The sequence below is a fragment of the Helicobacter didelphidarum genome (genome assembly GCF_003364195.1).
In the GTDB taxonomy this organism is placed as follows: domain Bacteria; phylum Campylobacterota; class Campylobacteria; order Campylobacterales; family Helicobacteraceae; genus Helicobacter_A; species Helicobacter_A didelphidarum.
The window spans coordinates 1-5,239 of sequence record NZ_NXLQ01000049.1 but is presented as its reverse complement, the minus strand read 5'-3'; the positions used below and the strand labels follow the sequence as shown (position 1 = coordinate 5,239).

Annotated in this window: 5 protein-coding genes and 1 pseudogene; all 6 read left to right on the top strand. The window is 31.1% G+C overall.

Going from position 1 to position 5,239, the window contains the following annotated elements:
- Nucleotides 1-168 precede the first annotated feature (168 nt).
- The gene (locus tag CQA53_RS10015) at nucleotides 169-750 is read left to right on the top strand and encodes a hypothetical protein (protein WP_115543840.1); all 582 of its coding nucleotides are present in this window, start codon (nucleotides 169-171) and stop codon (nucleotides 748-750) included.
- Nucleotides 751-753: 3 nt separating this feature from the next.
- Nucleotides 754-1,242: a hypothetical protein gene (locus CQA53_RS10010; RefSeq protein ID WP_115543839.1), complete on the top strand. Its 489-nt coding sequence runs from the start codon at nucleotides 754-756 to the stop codon at nucleotides 1,240-1,242.
- 8 nt (nucleotides 1,243-1,250) lie between these two features.
- Nucleotides 1,251-2,780, top strand: a complete 1,530-nt coding sequence (locus CQA53_RS10005; RefSeq protein ID WP_115543838.1) for a hypothetical protein — start codon at nucleotides 1,251-1,253, stop codon at nucleotides 2,778-2,780.
- Between the two features lie 12 nt (nucleotides 2,781-2,792).
- Entirely contained in the window at nucleotides 2,793-3,242 is a 450-nt protein-coding gene (locus CQA53_RS10000) for a hypothetical protein (protein ID WP_115543837.1), read from the top strand.
- 29 nt (nucleotides 3,243-3,271) lie between these two features.
- Nucleotides 3,272-4,933, top strand: a complete 1,662-nt coding sequence (locus tag CQA53_RS09995; protein WP_115543836.1) for a hypothetical protein — start codon at nucleotides 3,272-3,274, stop codon at nucleotides 4,931-4,933.
- A gap of 15 nt (nucleotides 4,934-4,948) precedes the next feature.
- Nucleotides 4,949-5,239 (top strand): annotated as a pseudogene (locus CQA53_RS09990) (hypothetical protein); the annotation flags it as partial.

Sequence of the window (5,239 nt, the reverse complement as noted above, 5' to 3'; positions counted from 1 at the left end):
CATTCATTAGGAGGCTGTCTAGCACAATTATTTACCTTGAGCTTTGCTAGATATGATAAAGGAGAGAGAGGGATAATAAATGAAGTCTATACTTATAATTCACTTTATAGAAATATTGCCAACTATAATATAAAATCTCATTTATTAGAATCTAAAAGGGTGGCGTAGATGAATAAATTATTTCTAATTATTTGTTTATCCTTAAGTATTTGCTTTAATGCCTGTGAGACACAGGATACAAGTCAGGCTAATATTGAGCGTGCATTTGAGATGATGGAAAAGCAGATTGCTAACCCCTTGCCAATCATCGCAAATATCGTCCTAAAGATTGATAAGATTCCACAGATTGATGAGATAAAATCTAGCTTAGATTCTACACAAAAAATCACTTATAATGATATGCTTGAGGTGATTAAAAGCGATGATTGGGATGCACCACTTAGGGCAAAAAGCATAGAATCTATTGCAACATATTTGCTTGATGAAAATAGCATTTTATTACAAAAAGATACAAGCACATTTTGCAGTGCTTTTGATGAGTTTTATACAGATTCTAAAAATCTTGAAATTTTACGGATTTTAGATGAATCTATCCTCGATAATGAGACTTCAGCTAAGACTATCAGTCAAAGAGAGCCGAATTTGCATTTGATTAGTGAAAATCATAAACTTAGCTTCATCTTAGCAAATCTCTTACAAAGCTTTAATAAAGTCGTGCTAAATCGATACAAGCAAGAATGCAGAGGGTAGAAAATGCTTACAGAAGAAGAAAAGAAAGAGTGGGAAGCTATTAAAAATGGTCATAAGGCAGTTGATATACTGACTGAAGCTTATCAACCATATGTTAATACAGAAAAAGAACTCAAAAAATCTCTTAAGAAGTATAATAGTGTTTTTGGGAAAATTGCTATTATTGGTGATACTTACATTGTTTATAGTGAAACAAAAAGCGTAAAAAGGGCATTGGCAAAGTTTAGTTCGGGAGTTTCGGGTGCTGTTGTAACAGGATTAATATTGATATATACAGGTCCAGAAAGTGGCTTTACTTCAGTAAGTATAGCATTTATAGCGGGCGATATAACAGAAAAATATTCAGAAGAATTTTTTAATACAATATTTGATTACATAGAATCTAAGCTACCTAAACAAAAAGGTCGCTACAACAATCCAATAGATATGTTTAGTGGTTTTGAGAGCTACTTAATGAATGGTGCTATTAATAGAATTTTGAATGGATATTAGGGGAGAGAATGGACGAAATTAAAATAAAAACACTTGAAGAAAGAATTATAGAGGCAAATGATGCTCTCGTGAAACAAGTTGAGCAGTTCAATAATGGTGAGGTTACACAAATTAATAATACAGATACTTACGCATATATTAAAAAAGTTTATTTAGATAACATCTCCTCCCTCACCAAAGCTTCTCCCATTGCTTTGCTTAAAGCCCTCTATCAATGTGAAAACTATATAGCACTCGATTCAAGCAACAATCCTACGCTTGATGATAATAATGCTATAAAAAACTTTGGGTATAAATCATCTTTCTATCTCTCTTTTATCGCAAATAGAGATTCTCTAAGTGATGAGTATTTAGAGGCTAGAAAAGCCCTCTATAAATCTATAATGCAAATAAAACAAGAGAGACAAAGTGAAATAGAGCAAGAACAAAAAAGAATAAATAATCTAAGTTATGAAGAATACGAGAGAGAGCTAAAAGAATTAGAGAGAGAACAAAGACAAGCAAGGTTTAGTAAAAAAGATAAATCCAAAGATTCAAATCATCTTATCCTAGAATCAAATGATAAAAGTATAAAGATAATATTCTTAGATAAGCTAGATTCTAATCAATCAAGCAATGTTTCGTCATTGCGAGAAGTCGGCACGACTTCGTGGCAATCCATAAGCACCACTCAACCTAACAATCTCTCTCTATCCAACCTCCTCCACCTCCATAATAACAAGATAGATATATTTACTAAGAATGGCAGTGAAATAGATATAGCAGAGATAGAATCTCTACTTAGAGACTATAAGGATACATACACAGATTCTAAGATAGCCTCTAATCCCACTTTAGATTCTAATGATACATTTAGAGATTCTAATCTCACCCTAGATATTCTTAATTCTCCTAACACTCAAATCTTCCTCTACTCTACTCTCCTTCATGGCTCAAAAGAAATAGAATCTCATCCTTTATACTTTGGGGAATTAGACAAAGAGGGAGAGTTGATAGAATCTAAACCCATGTATTACTTACAAGGTGGAGAGGATATAGATTCTGTCATTGCGAGGAATGAAATGACGAAGCAATCCACAAACAAAGATTCTAAGCAATCCACAAACAACAATTCTACAGATTCTAATGCTATGAATTGCCACGAAGCTAACACTTCTCGCAATGACAAGAATATATCCACTTCCACCCTCCAAATATTCCTCCACTCCTCTACTCTTACAATACTTCATTATTCTCTTATTCATTCTAGCCTAAATATCAAGCTAGAATGTAATAGCTCTGAATCTCAAGAGATAGTAAAACAAGAGAGAGATTGCCACGAAGCTAAAGCTTCTCGCAATGACAACAAAGAATCTCTCTCCACTGCATTCCTCTGTCCTATACTAGAAGATAATGAACTTAAATGTCCTCATGATGGCATAGTAAAGCTAAAGAGTAAGAAAGGTAAAAGCTTCAAATCTAAAGACATTCCTATGATTTTAGAATCTGATTTGTTAAATGCTAGCATTATTAATTATAATGTCAAATTGATAAGCTAAGGAGACTATCAAATGCTACTTTATAAAACATGTGAAGTATGTGGGAATAGAATCAATAAATTACAGAGTATTTGGAATATTTATGATTTAAAAATGGGCGATGTGTTGCAGTGTCCAAACTGCTCAACAGCTTATCAAACAAATAAAATAATTATGTTTTTGGGACGACTAAACGAAACATTTATGATTTCTTGGATTATGTGGCTAGTAATTGCAGTGTGTATCAATATATTTTGGAATTATATATTTCACAATAACGCAAATATGTTTATTGCATTTTTATTATCTTTTTTACTTATAGTATGTATTAATTTTATTATAATGTGTTTTATCCCCTTGTATCAAACACAAATTTTACCATGCAACAAAACACAAAAATCATATATTATTTGGCTAAAGTATTTTATATTTGCGGTTATTATTATCTCATCTATATTCGGGATATTTGGAATCTTTGGTTAAAAATGAAATAATTTATAAAGGAGACATCTATGGGAAATAAGGATTTTATTGGACATGTAAAGGATTTTGGTAACGGCATTTACGATACTTTTATTGTCGCACCATATCAGTTTGGGGATTTTCTAGGGAGAATCTCTGGGTTAAGAGATTGGCAACATGGCAGTGTTGTGATGAAAGATTATTATCAACAAGAAGCTATAAATGAATTAAAAATGTTACGGATGGGTATAAAGAGTATTGATAGTCTGGATAAGGCAAAAAATCTTTTTCAGTTAATTAAAGAAGATGTAAAAGATAGACCGTGGTATTATTTGGGCTCATTGCTTACAACTCAAGGAGTAGCTTCAACAATAAATACGGGACGAAAAATATTGGATAAAGGATTACAAAATACATATAAATCTAGTATCTTTTTAGGTAAAGCTACAGATAAAGCACATCAAATATATCCATACTACCATACTTTAAAAAATCTTTGCTCATTTTATGATACCAATAGTTCTCTTAGCATTTTATCAAAAGATACAGATATGATAGTATGTAAAATATTGAAAAATGATGATACAACATCACAGCCAGATTCCAAACAACCGAATACAACAAACGAACCTATTCAAAATAGTCCAAAAGATAAAAAATCAAACATTAAACTTAATTTTAATCAACAGCAATTTAATATAAATTTGAAACAAATTAAAGATAAATATGATGCCCATGAGGTGATTTCTGTAGCCTCACTAGATAATCCAAATGTAGCTTTTATTCAAAAAATTAATATAAAAGATATAGAAACTATTACCAAAGATTCCCCTATTTACTTACTCAAGGCACTATATTTCTGTGAGGATTATATACTTTTAGATTCTAATAAAGAGCCATTATTAAAAGAATCTAATTGGAGAGAGTTTTATAACTATAAATCTGACTTTTATATACTCTTTATTGCTGATAAGCAAACCTTAACACAAGATTACATTAATGAAAGAATCATCCTCTATAAATCCATAATGCAGATAAGAAAGCAAACACAAGATAAAGAATTGCAAGAATTACAAAAACAACAACAAGAGCTAGAGCAACAATTACAAGGATTAGATTCTAAGCAAAGAGAATCTAAGTTGCAAGAAATACAAAAAGAACACGCAAAAAAGCAAAGAGAAAAAGAAAGACAAGAGCAACAAGAAGCAAGATTTTCTAAAAGTAATACACAGAATCTAAACACCACAAACAATAATGTCTCTATCACAAAAGATTCTTATCTTGTATTAGAATCTAACGATAAAGATACAAAAATTATATTCTTAGATTCTCTTAAAGACCCTCAATCTCACATTCGTTCTTTTACCAACTTCCAAGATTCTAACAACAGCTATCTTGCTAATACTTCTCTTAGCTTTACTCATCTCATATTACAATGCAATAATAAAGTAACTATCTTTACTAGAGACAACAGCATTATAGATTCCAAGCAATTAGAAATAGATTTCAAAATTGATTTAAACAATACTCCTTGTGATGTTTATTTGTATTCATTATTACTTAGAGGTGGTGAGGAAGATATGGATAATCCTAGATTTTTCTATGGTAAAAAGGGAGAAGTCTATATCAGTGATGAAAGCGATAATATAGAAGTATGTTATCATAATGCAACGATGAAAATGACGAATTATTATTATCACGCATATAGTTAATATCAAGGATTAGTGATGAATACCTCTCAAGATACAAATCAAGATACAAATATGGAACATATCAAAGAAATACAACCTATCGATACTCGTTTCACTATCAATCTACTTACCACAACAAAGCCAACCAAACAAACAGAACAACAACATAGACAAGCCTTAGAAACTAAATCTAAAGACAATACACAATCTCTCTCCACTGCATTCCTCTGTCCTATATTAGAAGATAATGAGCTTAAATGTCCTCATAATGGTAGAGTAAAGCTAAAGAGTAATAAAGGCAAAAGCTTTACATCTAAAGATATTCCT

Coding starts and splice junctions, on each gene's coding strand:
- CQA53_RS09995 (WP_115543836.1), top strand. CDS start 3,272: ATGGGAAATAAGGATTTTATTGGACATGTAAAGGATTTTGGTAACGGC.
- CQA53_RS10015 (WP_115543840.1), top strand. CDS start 169: ATGAATAAATTATTTCTAATTATTTGTTTATCCTTAAGTATTTGCTTT.
- CQA53_RS10010 (WP_115543839.1), top strand. CDS start 754: ATGCTTACAGAAGAAGAAAAGAAAGAGTGGGAAGCTATTAAAAATGGT.
- CQA53_RS10000 (WP_115543837.1), top strand. CDS start 2,793: ATGCTACTTTATAAAACATGTGAAGTATGTGGGAATAGAATCAATAAA.
- CQA53_RS10005 (WP_115543838.1), top strand. CDS start 1,251: ATGGACGAAATTAAAATAAAAACACTTGAAGAAAGAATTATAGAGGCA.